Source organism: Nitrospirillum viridazoti CBAmc (assembly GCF_000730165.1).
GTDB lineage: Bacteria > Pseudomonadota > Alphaproteobacteria > Azospirillales > Azospirillaceae > Nitrospirillum > Nitrospirillum viridazoti.
Window position 1 is genome coordinate 1,204,568 of the sequence record NZ_CP022110.1, and the last position, 21,602, is coordinate 1,226,169.

Below are 21,602 nucleotides of genomic sequence, written 5' to 3' on the forward strand. Positions count from 1 at the left end.
CGCTCACACCCCCAGCGCCTGCCACATCTCCCGCTCTTGCCCATCTGGGTCCATGGCCACCTGGCACTGGCTGTTCAGCAGCATGACGGCACGGTCCTTGGTGTCATAGCGGGGCCAGGCCGGCTGGCCGGCGGCGCTGGGCACGCCGCTTCGGGCGAAGCTGGTGAAATAACCGCTGACGGCCTTGGCGGTTTCCACCAGGCCGGGGCCGTCGCCCTGCAGGTCCGGCATCTCCGTGTTCAGGAAAGTGATGGAGATGTCGATGGCGTGGCCGGCCCGCAGGGTCCAGTCCGTGCCCTTGATCGGGATGTTGGACTGGAAGTCGTTACGGTAGCGATAGACGGGCGCGCTCTGTGCCGCCTTGCGGTCGGCCAGGGTGGCGGTGCCGGCGCCCATGGACAGGGCGGTTTCGATGGCGATGCCCTGTTCCACTGGGGTGGCGTTGGGGCGGGTTTGGCGGTAGGTGGCCAGGATGCGCTCCGCGTCCGGACCGAAGGCCTGCTGGGCCCGCGCGGTCAGGCTAGCCGCGTCCATGTGGAAGAACTCCGGATGGTCGCGCTCGAAGAAGGCGGCCTCGTCGCGCATGTTGCCGATCAGCAGGGGGATGCCGGCCACCAGGGCGGGGGCCGCCGGGTCGAAGGGGTGGTGGGGCAGGACGGTGCCGTCCACCACCGGGCCCCAGCCGCCGGGCTTGGGCGCGCGGTTGGCCGCCAGGCTGGGCTTGGGCGGGGGGTGGCCGGCCTGCCACTCCTTGGTGGCCACGGTCAGGGGGCCCTGGCCCTTCTCTGCCGCCAGCTGCAGGTCGATGAACTTCTGCGCCGGCACGTCGTGCAGCTTGGCGAAATCTTTCGGATGGATGTCGAAGGCGGCCAGCACGCGGCGCGCCGTCTCCGTCGCCACCTCCTTGGGAAGTCCGCGCAGCATGGGCCCGCTCTGCATCCCCGCCTTGTGGTACAGGCCCTGGGCGGCGGGCATGCCCATGACGGCGCAGGTCTTGGCGCTGCCGCCGGACTCGCCGAACACCATGACGTTGCCGGGGTCGCCGCCGAAGGTGGCGATGTTCTCCTTGATCCAGCCGAGTGCCGCGATGATGTCCAGGATGCCCTGGTTGCCGGAGGTGGCGTAGTCCGCCCCGCCCAGGTCGCCCAGGTAGAGATAGCCCAGCAGGCCCAGGCGGTGGTTGGTCGCCACCACCACCACATCGTAGGTGGCGGCCAGGCGGGCACCGTCCTGGATGCGCTGGCCGCCGCTGCCGGTGGTGAAGCCGCCGCCGTGGCAGTAAACCATGACCGGCCGCTTGGCCCCGTCGTTGACCGCCGGGGTCCAGACGTTCAGCACCAGGCAGTCTTCGCTGTAGGCCGGTTCATGCTCGCCATAGGTGGTGCCGGGGCCCTGCATGGCGGGCGGACCCAGGCGGGTGGCGTCGCGCACGCCGGTCCACGGCGTCACCTTGGGCGGGGCCTTGAAACGGTTCTTGCCCGAGGCCGGGCCGGCGTAGGGGATGCCCTTGAAGGCCAGGGCGCCACGGTCGTGTCCACCCCGGAGTCGGCCGGCCGATGTCTCGACTTCCACGAAGGGCCCCACGGTTTGCGTGAACCAGACGCCATCGTCGGCGCGGGCGGGAACCCAGAAATAGGGGGCTGCGACGGCGGCGGCACCAGCCTGCAACAGGGTGCGGCGGTTGAGGGATAGGGTCATGATTTTCCTCCCGGTTTTATTCTTGTGCGACCTGGGCGCGAGGGCCGCGTCGAGGGGACATGGCCGGCCGGGGCAGGGGATGCCGCCAGCCGGTCCCTTTTCAACGCGGGGCAATCGGCGTATGAGTCTCTGATAACGGTAACATAAAAACCGGGAGGAACAATGAGCGTCCGGAGGACAGGGCTGGGGATGCCTGCGCGCATTCCGGCGGCCGGGACCGATCCCATTTCCCTCGACAGCGCCGCGACCGATGGCAGTTCGGGCAGCGGCGAAAATGGTATTTCCCGCCGTCTTCTCATGGGCTTGGGGGCTGCCGGTGCCGGCACGCTGCTGATGCGCCCGGCCTTCGCGTCACCCGCCGCCGGTCCGGCGGAAGGGGAGGGGGTGGGCTTCGCCGTCGTCGGCCTGGGCCTCTTGTCGCAGGGGCAGATCCTGCCCGGTTTCCACAGCGCCAAGCGGGCGAAACTGACCGCCCTGGTCAGCGGCCACCCTGACAAGGCCACGCGACTCGCCGCCAAATACGGCGTGGCCAGGGACGCGATCTACACCTACGAGAATTACGATCGCATCGTGGACGACCCGCGCATCCAGGTCGTCTACATCGTCCTGCCCAATGCCATGCATGCGGAGTTCACCATCCGCGCGCTGAAGGCTGGCAAGCATGTGCTGTGCGAGAAGCCCATGGCGACCAGCGTGGCGGACGCGGAGGCGATGATCGCCGCCGCCAAGGCCGCCGACCGAAAGCTGATGATCGCCTACCGCTGCCATTACGAGCCGCTGAACTTGGCGGCCATGCGCCTGATCCGCTCGGGCAAGCTGGGCAAGCCCCGCATGGTGGTCACCCAGATGGGGCGCCAGGCCTCGCTCAGCGATCCGGCGGACGTGTGGCGGCTGGACATGAAGATGTCCGGCGGCGGCGCCCTGGCCGACATGGGCATCTACGGCATCAACGGCGCACGCTACCTGCTGAATGAGGAACCGGTGGAGGTGCGCGCCTGGGCGCAGACCGACCGCAAGGACCCGCGTTTCCGCGAGGTGGAGGACCTGATCGCCTGGCAGTTCCGCTTCCCCAGCGGCGCCATCGCCAACGGGTCCACCAGTTTCGACTACGCCCCCACCATGTCCTACCAGGTGGAGTGCACGCAGGGGCGGCTGGTGGCCGACCCCGGCGCCTTCTACAACGGCAACCGCCTGACGGTGCAGACCGGGTACCAGTCGCAGGTGCAGGCGATCCACGAGATCGACCAGTTCGCGCGCGAGATGGACTGGATGGCCGATGTGGTGCGGGGCAAGGCGCCGCTGGTCTCCACCGGCGAGGAAGGACTGCAGGACATGCGGCTGATGAAGGCCATCCTGGACTCGGTCGCCCAGGGGGGCGCCACCGTGTCCACCGCCTTCGGCTACACCCGCGCGGTCGACCCGGCCAAGGTCGTCGACGTGCCGGCCTGACCGGCGATTGTAAAGCACAGCTGTCTTGATGGCGCGGTCACATCCCCGGGCCGTTCCGGACTTAAAATGATAACGCTAACAATGGGAGGGGCGGATGGGTCGTTCTGTATTCGGGGTCGCCATGCTGGCGGCCCTGTCTGTGGTGGCGGGCGCGGGGAGCGTTCATGCACAGGAGGCGGCCAAGCCGACCTACCTGGACCCCAGCCTGCCGGTGGAGCGCCGGGTGGATGACCTGGTCGGCCGCCTGACGCCGGAGGAAAAGGCGGCGCAGCTGACCAACCAGGCCCGGGCCATCCCGCGCCTGAACATCCCCGCCTACAATTGGTGGAGCGAGGCGCTGCATGGCGTCGCCCGCAACGGCGAGGCCACGGTGTTCCCCGAGCCCATCGGTCTGGCCGCCACCTTCGACCCCGCCGCCATCCGCCAGATGGGCATCGCCATCGGCACCGAGGCGCGGGTTAAGTTCAACCGCGTGGAAAAGGCGGGGGCGGAGCACCGCATCTACCAGGGCCTGGATTTCTGGTCGCCCAACATCAACATCTTCCGCGACCCGCGCTGGGGCCGGGGGCAGGAGACCTATGGCGAGGACCCGTACCTGACCGGCAAGCTGGGGACTGCCTTCGTCCAGGGCATGCAGGGCGACGATCCCAAATATTACCGGGTGATCGCCACCGCCAAGCATTACGCCGTGCACAGCGGGCCGGAGCCGACGCGCCACGAGGTGGACGTGGCCGCCAGTCGGCATGACATGGTGGACACCTACCTGCCGGCCTTCCGCGAACTGGTGACGGCGGGCAAGGTGGCCTCGGTCATGTGCGCCTACAACCGCGTGAACGGGCAGCCGGCCTGCGCCAGCGACTTCCTGCTGACCGACCAGTTGCGCAAGCGCTGGGGCTTCACCGGCTATGTCGTGTCCGACTGCGACGCCATCGCCGACATCCAGCGCGGCCACCGCTACACCAAGACCCTGGCGGAGGCGGCGGCCGTGTCGCTGAAGCTGGGCGTGGACAACGACTGCACCCAGTACAACCGGCCGCCGGACGAGCCGGACGATTTCGACCTCTACCGTGACGCCATCGCCCAGGGGCTGGTGTCGCAGGACGTGGTGGACACCAGCCTGCGCCGCCTGTTCACGGCCCGCATGCGCCTGGGCCTGTTCGACCCGCCGGCCAGCGTGCCCTACGCCCAGGTGGATGACGCGCAGTTGAACTCGCCGGAGCATGTGGCGCTGGCCCTGCGCCTGGCCAATGAGTCCATGGTGCTGCTGAAGAACAACGGTGTGCTGCCGGTGAAGCCGGCGGTGAAGAAGATCGCCGTGATCGGTCCGCTGGCCGACCAAGTGGACGTGCTGCTGGGCAACTACAACGGCCAGCCCATCCACCCGGTGACGGCGCTGGACGGTATCCGCGCCGCCTTCCCCAACGCCCAGATCGTCTATGAGCCGGGCAGCAATTTCCTGCGCTCCGCGTCCACCATTCCGGCCAGCGCCCTCAGCGGTCCGGATGGCAAGCCCGGCCTGAAGGGGGAGTACTGGGGCAACCGTGACTTCAGCGGCGCCCCGGCCGTGACCCGCACCGACGGCATCCTGAACCTGGACCGCGACATGACCCCGGTGGTGGAGGGCGCCGCCATCTCCGCCCGCTGGACAGGCTTCGTCACCGTGCCGGCGACGGGTGAGTACAACATTGGCCTCAGCGGCGCCAACGCCACCCTGTGGGTGGAGGGGGCCGAGGCGGTGAAGAACGGTGACCGCCAGCGCACGCCGCAGATGAAGGCCCTGCATTTCGAGGCCGGGCGCCGCTACGCCATCCGCATCGACCAGACGCCGGCCAAGGGCCCCGTCATCCGCCTGGTGTGGAACCCGGTGGTGGCCGACCCGCTGAACCGCGCCGTGGCGGCGGCCAAGGCGGCCGACCTGGTGGTGGCCGTGGCCGGTATCAGCTCCGCCCTGGAGGGGGAGGAGATGACGGTGACCGTTCCCGGCTTCAAGGGCGGCGACCGCACCAGCCTGGACATGCCGGCGGAAGAGGAGAACCTGTTGAAGGCGGTGAAGGCCACGGGCAAGCCCATGGCCCTGGTGCTGATGAACGGGTCCGCCCTGTCGGTGAACTGGGCCGTGGCGCACGTCGATGCCATCATCGACGCCTGGTACCCGGGCGAACAGGGCGGCATGGCCATCGGTCAGACGCTGTCGGGCGTCAACAACCCCTCCGGCCGCCTGCCGGTGACCTTCTACAAGGGCGTGGACGGCCTGCCGCCCTTCGAGGATTACAGCATGAGGGGGCGGACCTACCGCTACTTCACCGGCAAGCCGCTATACGCCTTCGGCCACGGCCTGAGCTACACCACCTTCGCCTACACCCCTCCGGCCCTGTCCGCCGCCACGCTGAAGGCGGGCGAGACGCTGGGCGTGGATGCCCAGGTGCGCAACACCGGCGCGGTGGCGGGGGATGAGGTGGTGCAGCTGTACCTGGGCTTCCCGCGGATTCCGGGCGCCCCCATCCGGGCCCTGCGCGCCTTCACCCGCGTCCACCTGGCGCCGGGTGAGAGCAAGAAGGTCCACTTCGACCTCGACCCCCGCGACCTGTCCAGCGTGACGGAGGCGGGCGACCGGGTCGTGGCGGGAGGCCGCTATACCCTGACCGTGGGCGGCGGCCAGCCCGGCACCGGCGTCCCCGGCGCCACGGCGGGCTTCACCATCGCCGGCACGGCGCCCGTGGCGGAGTGAGGACCCATGACCTTGATCAATGGCATGGAACCCACCCGCCGTGAGTTCGCCCTGATGGCCGGGGCGGCGCTGGCCGCCGCCGGCACGGGGACGGCCAGCGCCGCGCCCAGGCCGGGCGTCGGCGCCTATCCGCCCGATGCCTGGCACCAGCGCATGAAGCGCATCGTCCACGTCAATTTCAACGAGCGTGACCCCGAGACCTTCGACGTCGGGAAGTGGGCGGACTACCTGGCCTCCTGCCAAGCGCAGATGACCTATCTCAGCGGCACCAACGTGGTGGCCTTTTATCCCACGGGCCTGCCGGACCTGCCGGTCAGCGCCTGGCTGAAGGGCCGGGACGTGTTCGGGGAATGTGTGGCGGCGGCCAAGGCGCGGGGCATCCGCGTCATGGGCCGCTTCAGCATCGATATCGCCAAGAGCCAGCTGGCGGACAGGCATCCCGACTGGTTTTGCCGCACCCAGGATGGCGCCCTGGTCCGCCGCTCCCTTGTGGGGGCGCCGGACGACCCGTCGGCCTCGTCGGAGTTCGCGCCCACCTGCCAGTTCAGCGACTATTACACCACTTTCGTGCCGGCCCTGTTCGATGAGGTGCTCAGCCGCTACCCCATCGACGGCATCTACAGCAACGGTTGGCCCAGCCCGGACGCCGTCGTCTGCTATTGCCCCATCTGCCGCACCATCGGCGACCCGCACAGCCGGGCGTATGAGGATGCTTTCCTGAAGCGGGCGGTGGAGCTGTGGGGCCGCTACGACGCCCTGGTGAAGAAGCATGACGCCCGGCTGATCTTCACCGGCAACCTGGGCGGCGGCTTCCGGGGCGGCACCCTGGACCTGTCGGCCCTGGCTGCCACGGCACCCTGGTTCATGGCCGACAACCAGGGTCGGGGTGGCATCGGCGCCCCCGCCTGGGATGCCAGCCAGCAGACCCGCATCGGCAAGGCGATCGTTGGCAATTCCCCTGGTGGAAAAGGGGGTGACCGCCCCGTCACCAACATCACGGCGGGGTATGAGATCGCCGGCGACATCCGCTGGCGCAACGTCACCGGCAACGCGGTAGAGGTGCGCTCGCGCATCCACCAGACGCTGGCGGCGGGCGGGGTGGTCCACTACCACTGGCTGGGCTATCAGCAGGGCTTCATCGAAGACCGGCGCTGGCAGAAGGTGGGGCGGGAGGTGCTGGCCTGGCAGGCCGCCAACGACCGTCATTTCCACAACCGTCGTTCGATCGCCAGCGTGGCCCTGGTAGTGTCCCAGCGCGGCAACCGCCTGTACGACCCGCCGGTGGGCACGGACACGCTAGACGCCGTCCAGGGCATGTACCAACTGCTGACCGAGGCGCGCATCCCCTTCGACGTGGTGCTGGACCGTGACCTGAACGCGGCCACGCTGGGCCGATACCAGAGCCTGGTGCTGCCCAACATCGCACTGATGGGCGACGCCCAGGCCGCCGCCGTGACGGCCTTCGCCAAGGCGGGCGGCGGCGTGTTGGCGACCTTCGAGACCGGGCTGTACGACGAGGGCGGCCGCCCCCGTGACGATTTCGCCTTGGGCGCCCTGTTCGGCATGCGCCGGGCGGGCAAGCGCGAGAGTTTCGGCCAGGCGGCCACGCCCAATCAGCCGCGCTTCCCCGGGTCCAGCGCTATACAGCGCATCGAGCGGCGCCATCCCATCCTGGCGGGGTTCGAGGAGACGGATTGGATTCAGGGCTCCAGCTGCCGCGTGCCCATCACCATCGACGGCCCGCCCCTGCTGACCCATGTGGCGCAGTATCCCTGGTACCCGACGGAGGGGGTCTACAGCCGCCAGCCGCATACCGGCCAGCCCACCCTCGCGGTGCGCGAGGCGGGTGGGGCGCGTCTGGTCTACCTGGCGGCGGATGTGGAGGCCGGCTACTGGCGCTCCGGCGCCGCCGACCTGGGCGATCTTGTCACCAATGCCCTGCGCTGGCTGGCCCCGGCGCCGCCCATCACCGTTCAGGGCCCGGGCCTGGTGGAGGTGTTCGGGTGGGAGACGGAGCCGGGCTACGCCCTGCACCTGGTCAACCACACCAACCCCGGTTTCCGCGCCACCGCCGCCCGCGGGTTGAGCCCGCTGGGGCCGCAATTGGTGCGCATGACCCTGCCGTCACCAAGGCCCATCCGGCAGGCGAGCCTGCTGCGCGCCGGCCAGCCGCTGCCCCTTCGGCAGGAGGGCGCGGTGGTGGAATTCACCGTGCCCAGCCTGGACGAATACGAAGTGGTGGCGCTGGAAATCTGATCTTCAACGTAAAACAAAACAGGGAGGAACCATGAAAGGAACGATCATCGGCACGCTGGTGCTTGCGGGTTTGTGCGGCATGGCGCAGGCGGCCACCCCGGCGCGGCCGCCCATCGTCGCCGTCTCGCATCTGGCGATCTACGCGGCGGACATGGCGAAGTCGGAGGCGTTCTACGTCCACGACCTGGGCGCCACCAAGCTGCCGGATCCAGAGAATCCGGCCGGCGTGCGCTATTACTTCAGCCCCACGCAGTTCGTGGAGGTGCTGCCCCTGCCGGCGGGGTACACCGGCATAAACCGCCTGGCCCATGGCGCCTTCAACACCCCCGACGTCGCCGCCATGCGCGACTATCTGATCGCCAGGAAGATCGCGGTGCCGGGCAAGGTGCAGCAGGGGTCGGACGGCAGCCGCTGGTTCGACGTGACCGATCCCGAGGGCACGGTGATGCAGTTCGTGCAGGCGCCGGCCACGCCGCCCAGCATCCCGGCCAACGCCCTCTCCAGCCACATGATGCATTTCGGCTTCATCGTCCATAACCGGGCGCTGGAAGACGGCTTCTACCAGCAGATTCTGGGCCTGCATCCCTATTGGGCCGGCGGGATGGAGGATGACAAGCCCACCTGGATTTCCCTGCAGCTGCCCGATGGCCGCGACTGGATCGAATACATGGTGGTGGGCACGCCGGACACGAAAGGCATTCCGCCGGACCTGTCGCAGGCCACCCTGGGTGTCTTCAACCATTTCGCCCTGGCCATCCCCAACGCGGAGGCCGCCTACACCCTGCTGTGGAATGGCGACCGGCTGAAGGGCCAGGACAACCTGCCCAAGATCGGGCGCGACGCGAAGTGGCAGATGAACCTGATCGACCCCGACGGCACCCGGGCGGAACTGATGGAACTGCACGCCATCGGCACGCCCTGCTGCACCCCGTTCGGCGCGCCGGATCCGGAGAAGTGAGCGGCGTCCTCAAGATTGGGAAGAACGAGATGAAGCATCGCATGACCGCGCTGGCCGTTCTGATGGCTCTGGCCACCACGCCGGCCTGGGCGCAAGAGGTGCCCGGCACTTCGCCCGCCAACAGCGCGCCCGGCACGCCCACGGCGCCGGACTGGGCCTATCCCGACTATCCCGGCCACCGCCAAGTGGCCCCGCCGGCGGGCTTCCACCGCCCATCGCGCGTTGAGGACACGCCCATTGGCCTGTTCGACGGCCAGGCGGACGTGGGCGGCGCCCTGGTGCCGGGGCAGGGAACGGTCCAGGACGGCCGCTACACCATCACCTCGGCCGGCTACAACATGTGGTACGGCCGGGATGAGTTCCGTTTCCTGTGGAAGAAGATATCCGGCGACGTGTCGCTGGCGGCGGATGTCGCATTCCCCAACCCCGTGGGCTACGGCGACCGCAAGGCCCTGCTGGTCATCCGCCAGAGCCTGGACGACGACGCGCCGGAGATGGTGGTGGGCCTGCACGGCACCGGCATGTTCCACATCGCCTGGCGTCCGGCCAAGGGGGCGGAGATGGTGGACATGGAATACAAGGTCGGCAGCCGCGGCGCCCTGAAGGGGGAGGCCGTCGCCGGCCTGGTCACCCTGCATCCCCAGCGCATCGGCATCGAGAAGAAGGGCGACGCCTTCACCCTGTGGGTCAGCGAGCAGGGGGAGCCCATGCACTCCTACGGCGCCCCCATTTCCCTGAAACTAACCGAGCCCTTCTACGCCGGCATCGGCTTCGTCTCCCACCTGCCGACCACAACGGACACAGCGGTGCTGTCCCGGGTGATGCTGGAGAATGCGAGCGGGAAGGTACGTTAGGCGGGCATGCTGGCCCGGATTATCTCGTCAAGGGAGATTCCGGGCCAGTGTGGCCTGTGCCAGGCTGGAGCCAGATCGACCATCCTGCAAGGACCGCCCATGACCGCCCTGCTTCCCACTGAGCTTGCCTGGTACGCCACCGGCCGCTTCTACGGCACCACGGACGGGGAACTGGCCGACTATGGCTATTTCCTGCACCTTCCGTTCGACGGGGTGCCGCTGTTCGACGGCACGCCATCGGAGAAGACGGCGCATTTCACCTTCGCTGCCCGGCCGTTCAAGGCGGCGCAGATCGACAACGGGGTGCTGACGCTGGGGCTGGATCCGGTGGGCGAGTTCTCGCTGTATCTGCAGCGCCGCCCGGCGGCCACCTTCGACAAGCCGGCCTCTTTCATGGAGGGCGAGCGTATCGCCACGTTTCGCCGCACCAGCCTGGCGGTGGGCACCACCGTGGCGGTTACCGTCGGCGCCACGCCGGCGCCGGTGTTCGCCACCAACGTGTTTTCCGCGCGCCTGGTGGCCAGCGTCCCGTTCGACTTCGCTGGGGTCCGCCATGACCTGGCGCATCACATTGGCCGGGGCATCACCCAGTTCGGCACCGCCGCCGCCACGCCGGTCACCCCGCCGCCGCCCGGCTATGAGGTGGTCCTGCCCTTCACCGGTTCGGCCATCGCCCTGGGCTGAGCTCGGCTCTCACTGCGCCGAGCGTGTCATCTCCACCCGGTTGCGGCCGGATTGCTTGGCGACGTAGAGGGCGGCGTCGGCGCGGACGTAGAGGGCGTCCAGATCCTCGCCGTCGCGCAGTTCGGCCAGGCCCAGGCTGGCGGTGACGCGGATCGTTGTGCCGCCATCGATCGCCACGCATTCGTCGCTGATGGCCTGGCGCAGGCGGTCGGCCAGCAGGCGGGCGCCATGGGCGGCGGTGTGGGGCATCAGCAGCGCGAACTCCTCCCCGCCGATGCGGCCCACCAGGTCGGTGGAGCGCACATGGCTGGCGATGACGCGTCCCGTGAGGGCCAGCACGGCGTCGCCGCCGGGATGGCCGTAGGTGTCGTTCACGCGCTTGAACTCGTCGAGGTCCAGGATGGCCAGGGCCAGGGGGGTGCCGTGGCGGTTGGCCAGCGCGATCATGTCGCGCGCCCGCTCCATGAAATGGTGGCGGTTGGCGCAGCCCGTCAACGGGTCGGTGGTCGCCAGGTGAGTCAGGCGGTCGTTGGCGGCGCGCAGGTCCGCGGTGCGGTCGGCGATCTGGTTTTCCAGTTCCGCCTGCCGCCGGCGCAGATAGCTGGTGCGCCAGCGCACCAGCAGCGTCACCGCCACCACTGCCAGCGCCGCCGCCAGCAGGCGCAGCCACAGGCGCTGGTACCAGGCCGGCATCACGCGCAGGGGCAGGGTCAAGTCCCGCTCCGCCCACACGCCGTCGCGGTTGCTGCCCCGTAGGCGCAGGGTGTAGTCGCCGGGCGGCAGGTTGGTGTAGACGGCCAGGCGGCGGTTCACGTCCGCCTCGATCCAATCGGCGTCATACCCCTCCAGCCGATAGGCGTAGCGGTTGCGGGCGGGGGCGGTGTAGTCCAGGGCGGCGAATTCCACCGCCAGGCTGTTGGTTTCGGGCGTCAGCACCAGGGGACCGGCCGCGCCCACCCTGGCCACGGGCATGGGGTGGCCGCCCACCCGCAGGTCGGTGATGACCACCGGGGCGGGAAACCGCCAAGCGGGCAGGGTGCCCGGGCGCACCACGGTCATGCCGCCCTTGGATCCGAACAGCGCCTCCCCCGCCGGGGTGGCGGCGCTGGCGCCCACGAAATAGTCGACCAGGGCGGAACCGTCGGCGCGGCGCACCGCGCGCACCTCCAGCGTGTCGGGGTCGATGCGGGCCAAGCCGTCGTCGGTGCCGGCCCAGATGACGCCGTCGCCGTCCATCGCCAGGCTGCAGACATTGGCGTGGGGCATGCCCTGGGCCAGGCCGAAGTGGCGGAAGCGCGGCCTGCCATCAGCGTCCCGGCCAGTCATCAGCGCCAGGCCGCCGCCGAAGGTGCCGACCCAGAGGCGGCCTTGACGATCCACCAACAGGCTGCTGACATAGGGGTCCGGCAGGCCCTGGGGGTCGCCGGGGGCTGGGGGGATGCGTTCCACGGCGCCGGTGGCGATGTCGATGTGGTTCAGGCCATTGCGCGTGCCGACCCAGAGGTCCCGCCCGGCGCCGGACAGCAGGGCGCGGATGGTGCGGTCGGATAGCTGGGCCTGGTCGGCCGGCGTGGCGCCGAACACCAGGCGGCCGGGCGTGCCGCCGGGACCGTCCAGCGTGTAGCCGCGCAGCCCGTCCTCCTCCCCGCCCACCCACAGCATGCCGTCGCGGACGATGAGCGACATGGTGGCGGCTGCCGGATCGCGGCCGCCGGGCAGGGTGACGCGACGAACGGCACTGGCCGCGGGGTCGGCGCGGTACAAGCCCCGCCGCGTGGCGATATAGACGCGGCCCGCCTCATCCTGGGCCAGGGAGAAGACGATGTCGGGCGGCAGGGCGTCTTCCGGCCGGCTGGGATCGGGGCGCAGGGCCGCCACCCGGCCCCCCGCCGGGTCGACGACATCGATGCCGCCGTCGAAATAGCCCAGCCAGGCCCGGCCATCCCGCGCGGACAGCAGGGCGAACACGTCGCTGGCGCTCAAGCCTTCCCGCCGGCTGCCGCCGAAGACGGTGGCGACCAGGCCGGCGTCGTGGGGGTGATAGCTGAGGCCACCGGTGCCGCCCACCCAGATCGAGCCGGCGCTGTCGCGCAGCAGGGCCCAGATGTCGTCATGGGCCAGGCTGTTGGGCTGGGCGCGGTCGTGGCGTATGGGGCGCATGGCGCCGGACCGGGTGTCGATGGCGATGATGCTGCGGTTGCGCAGGCCCACCCAGATTTCATGCGGGCCCGAGGCGCAGATGGCGGAGATCCAGCCCGTCAGGTCGGTGGCGGCGGGGTTGACCGCCCGTGGGGTGGCGCCCGGCTGGTCTATGGCGTACAGCCCGTATCGGATGGTGCCGACCCAGATGCGGCCCTCGCCGTCCTGGAACAGGACCGAGACGTTCGTTTGCGGCGTCTCGCCCAGTGCCACGGCCGTGAAGCCGTCGCCGCCGGGCTTGCGGTAGGCCAGGCCCTGCGCCGTGCCCACCCACAGGCCGCCGGCACCGTCGCGCAGCACCGCCTGCACCCGGCCAGCGGGCAGGCCGCCCGCTTCCGGCGTCCCGGCGCGCAGCACGGTCACCGCGCGGCTGTCGATGTCCAGGTGGCGCAGCCCGTCATCGGTGCCGATCCACAATCCGCCGGCACCATCGTCGGTGATGGCTCCGATGTCCGGCCGCCCGTTGATGGCGCCCAGGGGGATGGTCTCAAACCGGTCGCCGGCGGCGTCGTACAACGACAGGCTGTTGGAACCCACCCACAACCGTCCCTTGGGGTCGATGAACAGGCTTTTGATGAAGTCGCTGGGCAGGCTGCCCGGCACGTCCGGGCTGGCGGCGTAGCTTTTGAAGCGGTAGCCGTCCCAGCGGGCGAGGCCGCCCTGGGTTCCCACCCAGATGAAGCCGTCACGGTCCTGCGCCAGGGCGGTGGGCACGGGATGGGGCAGGCCCTGGTCACGGCCATAATTCTGGAACACCGTTTCGGCCAGGCCGGACCAGCGATCCGCCGGCGCCGCGCGGGCCAGCGACGGCAGGGCGACGAGTCCAAGCAGGAAGATGATACGGCACAGCCGCAATCCCCTGAGGACCATCCCACTTACCCGCTTCACGCTCAAGATGCTGCCGCCCATCGCCCGTTTGACGTAGGAACCATAACAGGTGTGACGTGTCTTAGCACCGGTGTGTCGCTACCAACACGCTATCTTCTGGTCAGGGATAATGGATGTCCGTCGGATACGGAAAGGTTTTTCAAGGGACTAATTCAGCCGCCCCTTGTGCGGAGGCGGGATTTCGGCACATCGTGCGTCCAAACAGGGGATCATGGGGGACATCCGTTGCGCTCGTCATCGTTGGCCGTGTGGGCTGCCGCGCTGGTCTTTTCCACAGCACCCGTCGCCTTGGCGGCGGCTCCTGCCGGGCCGCCGTCGGGGCCAGCCGGGGCCCTGCGTGACCTGCCGGCGCAGGACGGCCTGTTGCCGGTGCGGGTCGACAAGGCCGCCGGCAAGATCTTCCTGACCCTGCCGGCGCCTGCTGCCGACGGCGTGATGGCGCGCTACCTCTACACACCGGCACTGCGCACCGGCCTGGGTTCAGCCCCCACCTTCCTGGACCGGGGGCGCATCGGGCAGACGCAGGTGCTGGCCTTCCGCCTGCTGGGCGCCAAGGTCGCCGTCCAGTTCGAAAACCCGCGCTTCCGCAACCCCACGGCGTCCGGCCCCAGCGCCGACTTCGCCACCTCCATCGTGTGGATGGGGGACGCCGTGCCCTTGCCTGACGGGCGGGTTGCGGTGGACATCGCCAAGTTCCTGACCGCCGACATGCTGGGCATCGCCAAGTCGCTTGGGCAGGAGGGCGACGCCATCGGCACCGGTGGCGCACCGCAGGGGGCGGGCAAGGGCTTCAGGCTGGATGGGGGCCTCAGCGCCGCCGACCCCGCCTCGCTCAAGCTGTTCCCCGACAACCTGGAGGTCGACGCCATCCAGACCTACACCTCCGACCATCCGGGGGCGGAGGTGGAGAACATTGCCCCGGACGCCCGCCAGGTCAGCTTCACCGTCCATCACAGTTTCGTACGCCTGCCGGCCCCCGGCTTCACCCCGCGCGCCTTCGACCCCCGCATGGGCGGCTTTTCCACCCAGGCGGTGGATTATGGCCGGCCCCTGGGCCAGGACGTGGTGCATGACGTGGCCAACCGCTTCCGCCTGGAAAAGGTGGATCCGGCCGCCGCCCGCTCCCGCGTCAAGAAGCCCATCGTCTTCTACCTGGACCGCACGGTGCCGGAGCCGATGCGCACCGCCCTGCTGGAGGGCATCAACTGGTGGGCCCAGGCCTTCGAGGCCGCCGGCTACATCGACGCCTTCCGGGCGGAGCCGCTGCCCGAGGGTGTGGACCCCATGGACGTGCGCTATAACATCGTCAACTGGGTGGACCGCGCCACCCGCGGCTGGTCCTACGGGCAGGAGATCGTGGACCCGCGCACGGGCGAGATCGTGAAGGGCATGGTGGTCCTGGGCTCCGAACGGGTGCGGCAGGATATCCTGATCTTCGAAGGCCTGGTGGGGGCGGACAAGGTGGGGGCCGGCGGGCCCAACGACCCCGTCCAGGTGGCGCTGGCCCGGCTGCGCCAGCTGGGCGCGCATGAAGTGGGCCATGCCCTGGGCTTCGCCCACAATTTCGCCGCCAGCACGCAGGGCCGCGCCTCGGTCATGGACTATCCCGCCCCGCGCATCGGCCTGGTCGATGGTCATCCCGATCTGTCGGACGCCTACGGTACCGGCGTGGGCGCCTGGGATAGGGCGACGGTGGACTGGCTGTACGGGACTGCGCCCGCCGGCCAGGATGACCAGGCGGCGGCCGACGCCAAGGCCGCGGCAGCGGTGGCCGCCGGCCTGCGCTATGTCCAGGACGACAACGCCCGCCGGCCGGACACGGCCCAGCCCTGGGGCGGTCTGTGGGACGACGGCGCCGACCCGGTGGCGGAGCTGACCCGCCTGATGGCCGTGCGCCGCGCCGCCATCGACCAGTTCGGCCTTAAGGCGTTGGCGCCGGGTGAGGCGGTGGCTGAACTGCGCCGCCGCTTCGTGCCCATCTGGCTGCTGCATCGTTATCAGGTCAACGCCGCTGCCAAGTCGGTGGGCGGCGTCACCTTCGCCTATTCGGTGAAGGGCGACGGGCGGGAGGCGTCTGCGCCCGTGGCCGCCGCCGCCCAGCGTGCCGCCCTGTCGGCCCTGCTCTCCACCCTGTCGGCCGACCAGCTGCGCGTGCCGGCCGGCCTGTTGCCCCTGCTGTCCGCCGCCCGCAACGGCAGCGACAACCGTCAGTTCGATATCGAGCTGTTCGCCACCGCCGGCGGCCCGGTGTTTGACCCGCTGGTGGCGGCGGACGTCGCGGCCTCCATCACGCTCAACACCCTGCTGGCGCCCACGCGTCTCGCCCGGCTGGCGGCACAGCACGCCGCCGATCCGCAGGCCCTGGGCGTCGGTGAGGTGCTGGAACGGCTGACGGCCGCTGTGCTGCCGGACAGGAGCGATGCCGTCAGCCGCCGCGTCGCCTATCGCGCCATCGTCACCATGGCCCAGGTGGCCCGCCGTCCCGGCACCACGCCGGAGGTGGCGGCCCTGCTGGACCAGCGGGTGCACGAGGTGGCGGAGACCCTGGCGAAAGGCCGGGGCGACGCCGACGAGCGCGCCTGGGCCCTCAGCCTGTCGCGCCAGCTGCTGGACCCGCAGCAGGCGGACAAACTGCTGGCCGACCATCCGCGCTCGGTGGAGGTGCCGCCGGGCGACCCCATCGGCGGGGAAAGCGACTGGATGGATTTGCCCTGACCGGGACCGGCCGCTAGCCTGCACCCCAAATCTTTGAACGGAGGGGAAGTGCATGCGTGGTCCGAGCCTGAAATCCGTCGCCATCGCGGTGGCCATCGCCACCCTCGCGGTACCGGCCTTGGCGTCCCCGCCGCCCGACACCCGCGCCATCCTAGGCACGGTGGGCAAGGTGGTCTCCGCCAATGGCATCGACGAGGCCAAGGCGGTGGAGATCGGCGGCATCCAGCAATGGGTCACCGTGCGCGGCAAGGACAGGCGCAACCCCATCCTGCTGGTGATCCACGGTGGCCCGGCGGCGCCCGAGCTGCCCACCCGCTATCTGTTCGAGGCGCCGTGGACCGACTATTTCACCGTGGTGGAGTGGGACCAGCGCGGGTCGGGCAAGACCTATCTGCTGAACGACCCGGCCAAGATCGCGCCCACCTTGAGCGCCGACCGCATCGTGCGCGACGCGGAGGAACTGGTGGGCTATCTGCGCGCCACCTATGGCAAGCAGAAGGTTTTCGCCATCGGCCACTCCTGGGGCACCATCATCGGCCTGAACCTGGCCGCCCGGCGGCCCGACTGGCTGTACGCCTATATCGGCGCCGGCCAGATCATCGACACGGTGGCGGCGGAGAAGGTCAACTACGCCTGGGTGCTGGATCAGGCGAAGCGGCGGGGTGACGCCCAGGCGGTGCGCGAGCTGCAGAGCATCGCTCCCTACCCGGAAAAGGACGGCAGCCTGCCCATCGACAAGCTGGGGACGGAGCGCAAGTGGTCCGTGAAGTTCGGCGGCCTGACCTTTGGCCGCGACAATTACGACTATTGGGAAAACGCCGAAAAGATTTCGCCGGACTATTCCGATGCCGACTTCAAGGCCATCGACCAGGGCAGCGGCTTTTCCCTGCCCAAGCTGCTGCCCGACCTGGCTGGGGCCAACTTCACCGGACTGACGAAGCTGGACTGCCCCGTCATCATCTTCGCCGGCCGGCATGACTACACCACGCCGTCGGAACCGGTGCAGGCCTGGTTCCGCAAGCTGTCAGCCCCGTCCAAGCGCTTCGTCTGGTTCGAGAACTCCGCCCATATGATGTATGGCGAGGAACCGGGCCGGGTGCTAGTCCATCTGGTGCAGGACGCCCGGCCGCTGGCGGCGGCCGTGGGCGACGTGGCGCCGGAGGTGGACGGCCCGTGATTGGGCCCGTGGGTTGAGGCGCCCCTGAGATGAAGGAAGAGGGGCGATGATGCGGCTGAACGACGATCTGACCGTGCGTACGGCGGTGCATGCCGGTGGCATGGATTGGGTGCCCAGCCCGTCGCCGGGCGTGGACCGCCGCATGCTGTCGCGCATCGGGGATGAGAAGGCGCGCGCCACCTCCATCGTCCGCTATGCCGCCGGCAGCCGCTTCCCCACCCATGGCCATCCGGGCGGGGAGGAGTTCCTGGTGCTGGACGGCATGTTCCAGGATGAAACGGGCGATTTCCCCGCCGGCACCTATGTCCGCAACCCGCCCGGCACGGCCCATGCCCCCGGTTCCGTCCCCGGCTGCGTCATCTTCGTGAAGCTGTGGCAGTTCCGGGCCGATGACCAGGCCCGCGTCGTCCTGCTCCCTGGCGAGGGGGAGGCGCTGCCGGTCCGCCCCGGCGTTGAACGGGCCCTGCGCCTGTTCGCCGACGGGCATGAGGACGTGCGGCTGGAGGACTGGCGGCCGGACGCCGAGGTGCGTGTGGCCAATCCGCAGGGCCTGGAACTGCTGGTCCTGGCCGGCGGCTTTATCGAAAGGGAAGAGACGTTCCACCCCCAGTCCTGGCTGCGCCTGCCCGCCGGCCAGGACCTGATGGTCCATACCGGCGGGCAGGGCGCCCGCGTCTGGCTGAAGGCCGGGCCGCTGCTGCACCCGGATGTCTGCGCCTTCTGATCAGGCCAAGACCGGCGTGCGCCGGGCGGGCCAGAAGCGGCTGTTGCGCAGCAGGCCGGCGGAAGCCAGCGACACCAGCACGCCCACGGGGAAGATCTCATTGAAGGTCAAGGACAGGCGGTAGAAGGGGTTGGCGTACTTCGCCCTCATCTTGTCCATTTCCGCCGTCAGGGCGGCCAGGGCCTCGTCCGAGGCGCCCTTGGCCTTTTCCTGGCTGATCATGGCCTGGGCGTAGTCGTTGACATAGTCCATGTGGTTCAGGGCCTGCGTCACCTCCCACGCCAGGGCGTAGATCACCCCGCCGACGACGCTGATACCCAGGCCCAGGAACAGGGCGGGCCAGAAACGGATGACGCCGCCCAGGGCGGTGTCGCGGTGGCGCTTCACCGCCAGGAAGATGGTGCTGAGCGCCACCAGCATGGTGGCGTAGCCCAGGGCCATCTCCACGGCCATGGGCAGGTGCCCGTGTGGGACCGTGGTCAGGACCCCCATAGCCAGGCCGGAGATGAGGCCCGCGGCCAGGCCGTAGGTGAGGATTTTGCGCAGCATGCGAACGCCCCTTTGGTTCCGTGTGATCCGTGCCCCTCACTGGCCCGCAAACCCGGCTGCGGGCAATCGCCCGAACGGGTGATTTGGCCGGAATCACCCTTTATTCAGGGCACTAGACCCAACTCGCGGGCGCGGTTGACGGCGTCGGTGCGGCGTTGGGCGCCCAGCTTCTCGAACAGGCGGGCCAGGTGCGTCTTCACCGTGTTGGGCGAGATGTCCAGCACCAGCGCGATCTCCTTGTTGGAGCGCCCGGCCGCCAGCTCACGCAATACGGCCATCTCGCGCGCGCTGATGCCCAGGCCGGCCTGGGCCTGGACGTTGCCCTCGGCCGGCAGCGGCGGGGCGGGGCGCATGAGCCGCATGCCCACCATCACGCCCAGGGCCAGGAAGGCCGCCGCGATCAGGAGGATATAGATGTCGTCGGAATGGGCGCGGGCCAGGCGCTGGTAATCCAGCCACTGCAGGACCGCCGTGCCCGCGGCCAGCGCCAGGCCGTAGAGCACCACGCGCCGCGCGGCCGGCAGCCAGTCCGCCCGGCGCTGGAGCGCCGCCCGCATTCGCTGCGGCAACAGGCGACGGCGCATGGCTTTCCTTCAGGCTGATCGGACCAGTCGCCATGAAGGTCCGCCGGGGCCACCCCCGCTGTCAAGTTGGCCCGCTGTCAGCTGGCGGCGTAGGCCACGGCGATGCGGGCGGCCAGGGCGGCGTTGTTCTTCACCAGGGCGATGTTGGCCGTCAGGCTGCGGCCGCCCGACAATTCGTTGATGCGGGCCAGCAGGAAGGGCGTCAGGTCCTTGCGGCTGATGCCCCGGGCTTCGGCCTCCGCCACCGCGTCCGTGATGGTGCCGTCGATGAAGGCCGGGTCCAGGGCGTCGGCCTCGGGGATGGGGTTGGCGATCAGGATGCCGGTGCCGCAGCCCAGATCGCGGTGCAGGCGCATGGCGGCGGCGATCTCCTCAGCGCTGTCCAGGCGATGGTCGGCCTTGTGGCCGCTGCTGCGGGTGAAGAAGGCGGGGAAGTCATCGCTGCCATAGGCGATGACGGGCACGCGCTGGGTCTCCAGGAACTCCAGCGTCTTGGGGATGTCCAGGATGGACTTCACCCCGGCGCAGACCACGGTGGTGGGCGTGCGGCCCAGCTCCGTCAGGTCGGCGGAGATGTCGAAGGTGGCCTCCGCCCCCCGGTGCACGCCGCCCACGCCGCCGGTGGCGAACAGGGGGATGCCGGCCAGGTCGGCGAGGCGCATGGTGGCGGACACGGTGGTGCCGGCGCTGCCTCGCCGCACCATGACGGCGGCGAGATCCCGGCTGGACGCCTTCACGACACCCTTGGCCTGGGCCAAATCCTCAAGCTCCGCCGCCGTCAGGCCGGCGCGAGCCACGCCCCGCACCACGGCGATGGTGGCGGGCACGGCGCCGTTGGCCCGCACCACATCCTCCACCGCCAGCGCCGTTTCCAGGTTGGCAGGGTAGGGCATGCCGTGGGTAATGATGGTGGATTCCAGCGCCACCACCGGGCGGCCGGCGGCCAGCGCGTCGGCGACCTCGGGGTTGAGGACGGGCTTCAGGAGGGACATCGGGAACCTCAAATCGTCAGGCGGTGCAGGTTGGCGGCCAGCAATTGCGGCGACAGGCCGGGATGGACGCTGGCTTTGCTTTCGGTGGTCAGGGCCCCCACCAGGGCGCCCATCCTGGCGGCGGCCAGCAGGCTATCGCCGGCCACCAGGCGGTGCAGGGTGCCGGCGATCATGGCGTCGCCGGCGCCGGTGGTGTCGAGGGCCTGGGCGGGTACGGCCGCGAAGGTGGCGGTTGTGTCGTCGCCGGCGACGGCTGTGCCCTGGGCGCCCAGGGTGACGACGGCGCCGGCCGCACCGTGGGCGCGCAATCCGTGGGCGGCCGCCTGGGCGCCCTCCAGCCCCGCATGGCGGGTGCCTAGCAGGGCGTTGGCCTCATCCAGATTCATGAACAGCAGGTCGATGCCGGTCAGGTCCCGGGGCAGGCGCGCCAGCTTGGGGATGGAGACGGCGTCGACGGCCAGGTGGAAGCCGGCGCCCCGCCGCCGCGTGACCAGGGCCGCCACGGTTTCCGCCGGCAAGTTGCAGTCGGCGAAGACCCAGCTGGCCGCCGCCAAGTGTGGCCAGGCGCGATCCAGCAAGGCGGGGGTGAACAGGTCGAAGATGCGCATGTCGGCGGCTGCCACCGCCAGGTCGCCGTCCGGGCCCAGGATGGCGGCGTATTCTGCAGTGGGCGCTTCCGCCGTCGCCGCCGCCTGGCTGACGTCGACGCCGAGGGCGCGCAGATGGTTCAGGATTTCGCGGCCGGCCTCATCCTCCCCCACCAGGGAGACCAGGGCGGTGGGCACCGCCAGGCGGGCCAGGTTCTCCGCCACATTGCGGGCGACGCCGCCGGGGCTGCGCACGCCGGTCACCGGGTTGGAGGTGGCCGGGACCAGGGGGGCCAGCGCCTGGTACTTGCGGTCCAGCACCGCCCCGCCCAGGCAGACCACGCGGCGCCCGGCCGGCAGGATATAGCCCCGGCCCAGCAGCCGGCCCTTCCGCGTCAGACTGACCACGTGGGCGGCGACGGTGGAGCGGGCCAGGCCCAGGGCGTCGGCCATGTCCTGCTGGCTGACGAAGGGGTTGGCCTCGATGGCGGCTAATACCGCGCGTTCCTGGTCGCTGAGGTCGGTCATGGGGTATCCGCTGGGACGTCTTTCGACGTTAT

15 protein-coding genes are annotated in these 21,602 nt (G+C 70.0%); 9 read left to right on the forward strand and 6 right to left on the reverse strand.

The window, feature by feature from the left end:
* Positions 1-3: 3 nt before the first annotated feature.
* Positions 4-1,698: a carboxylesterase/lipase family protein gene (locus Y958_RS05665; protein ID WP_088871236.1), complete on the reverse strand. Its 1,695-nt coding sequence runs from the start codon at positions 1,696-1,698 to the stop codon at positions 4-6.
* Between the two features lie 189 nt (positions 1,699-1,887).
* On the opposite strand from Y958_RS05665, the gene Y958_RS05670 reads away from it, so the two are divergent.
* The 6 genes from Y958_RS05670 to Y958_RS05695 all read left to right on the forward strand — a co-directional run bounded on the left by Y958_RS05670 (position 1,888) and on the right by Y958_RS05695 (position 10,627).
* Entirely contained in the window at positions 1,888-3,147 is a 1,260-nt protein-coding gene (locus Y958_RS05670) for a Gfo/Idh/MocA family protein (protein ID WP_211098538.1), read from the forward strand.
* 94 nt (positions 3,148-3,241) lie between these two features.
* A complete protein-coding gene (locus Y958_RS05675) occupies positions 3,242-5,875 on the forward strand; it encodes a glycoside hydrolase family 3 C-terminal domain-containing protein (protein WP_211098539.1) in 2,634 nt (877 codons plus the stop codon).
* Between the two features lie 6 nt (positions 5,876-5,881).
* Positions 5,882-8,131 (forward strand): alpha-amylase family protein, encoded by a 2,250-nt coding sequence (locus tag Y958_RS05680; protein WP_088871237.1) that lies wholly within the window; start codon positions 5,882-5,884, stop codon positions 8,129-8,131.
* Positions 8,132-8,162: 31 nt separating this feature from the next.
* The gene (locus Y958_RS05685; RefSeq protein ID WP_211098540.1) at positions 8,163-9,089 is read left to right on the forward strand and encodes a VOC family protein; all 927 of its coding nucleotides are present in this window, start codon (positions 8,163-8,165) and stop codon (positions 9,087-9,089) included.
* Positions 9,090-9,118: 29 nt separating this feature from the next.
* On the forward strand, positions 9,119-9,943 hold the full coding sequence (locus tag Y958_RS05690; RefSeq protein ID WP_244909385.1) for a biopolymer transporter Tol: 825 nt from the start codon (positions 9,119-9,121) through the stop codon (positions 9,941-9,943).
* A gap of 99 nt (positions 9,944-10,042) precedes the next feature.
* Positions 10,043-10,627 (forward strand): hypothetical protein, encoded by a 585-nt coding sequence (locus tag Y958_RS05695; protein ID WP_088871238.1) that lies wholly within the window; start codon positions 10,043-10,045, stop codon positions 10,625-10,627.
* 9 nt (positions 10,628-10,636) lie between these two features.
* On the opposite strand, the gene Y958_RS05700 is transcribed toward Y958_RS05695, so the two are convergent.
* Complete coding sequence (locus Y958_RS05700; RefSeq protein WP_211098541.1) at positions 10,637-13,696, reverse strand: ligand-binding sensor domain-containing diguanylate cyclase; 3,060 nt, start codon at positions 13,694-13,696, stop codon at positions 10,637-10,639.
* A 243-nt stretch (positions 13,697-13,939) separates the two neighbouring features.
* Between Y958_RS05700 and Y958_RS05705 the strand changes: the two genes are divergently transcribed.
* From Y958_RS05705 to Y958_RS05715, 3 genes are read left to right on the forward strand one after another with little or no spacing between them, the layout of a single operon-like run.
* A complete protein-coding gene (locus Y958_RS05705; protein ID WP_211098542.1) occupies positions 13,940-16,429 on the forward strand; it encodes a zinc-dependent metalloprotease in 2,490 nt (829 codons plus the stop codon).
* Between the two features lie 52 nt (positions 16,430-16,481).
* On the forward strand, positions 16,482-17,606 hold the full coding sequence (locus Y958_RS05710) for an alpha/beta fold hydrolase (RefSeq protein ID WP_088871239.1): 1,125 nt from the start codon (positions 16,482-16,484) through the stop codon (positions 17,604-17,606).
* A 46-nt stretch (positions 17,607-17,652) separates the two neighbouring features.
* The gene (locus Y958_RS05715) at positions 17,653-18,330 is read left to right on the forward strand and encodes a cupin domain-containing protein (protein WP_244909386.1); all 678 of its coding nucleotides are present in this window, start codon (positions 17,653-17,655) and stop codon (positions 18,328-18,330) included.
* Here the strand turns inward: Y958_RS05715 and Y958_RS05720 are convergent, their stop codons facing one another.
* The 4 genes from Y958_RS05720 to Y958_RS05735 all read right to left on the reverse strand — a co-directional run bounded on the left by Y958_RS05720 (position 18,331) and on the right by Y958_RS05735 (position 21,570).
* Complete coding sequence (locus Y958_RS05720; protein WP_088871240.1) at positions 18,331-18,879, reverse strand: DUF4199 domain-containing protein; 549 nt, start codon at positions 18,877-18,879, stop codon at positions 18,331-18,333.
* Positions 18,880-18,983: 104 nt separating this feature from the next.
* Complete coding sequence (locus Y958_RS32735; RefSeq protein WP_211098543.1) at positions 18,984-19,463, reverse strand: helix-turn-helix transcriptional regulator; 480 nt, start codon at positions 19,461-19,463, stop codon at positions 18,984-18,986.
* A gap of 77 nt (positions 19,464-19,540) precedes the next feature.
* Positions 19,541-20,455 carry a pseudouridine-5'-phosphate glycosidase gene (locus Y958_RS05730; RefSeq protein ID WP_088871242.1) on the reverse strand — a complete coding sequence of 305 codons (915 nt, stop codon included), beginning with the start codon at positions 20,453-20,455 and terminating at the stop codon, positions 19,541-19,543.
* Between the two features lie 8 nt (positions 20,456-20,463).
* Positions 20,464-21,570 (reverse strand): carbohydrate kinase, encoded by a 1,107-nt coding sequence (locus Y958_RS05735; protein WP_088871243.1) that lies wholly within the window; start codon positions 21,568-21,570, stop codon positions 20,464-20,466.
* Positions 21,571-21,602 lie beyond the last annotated feature (32 nt).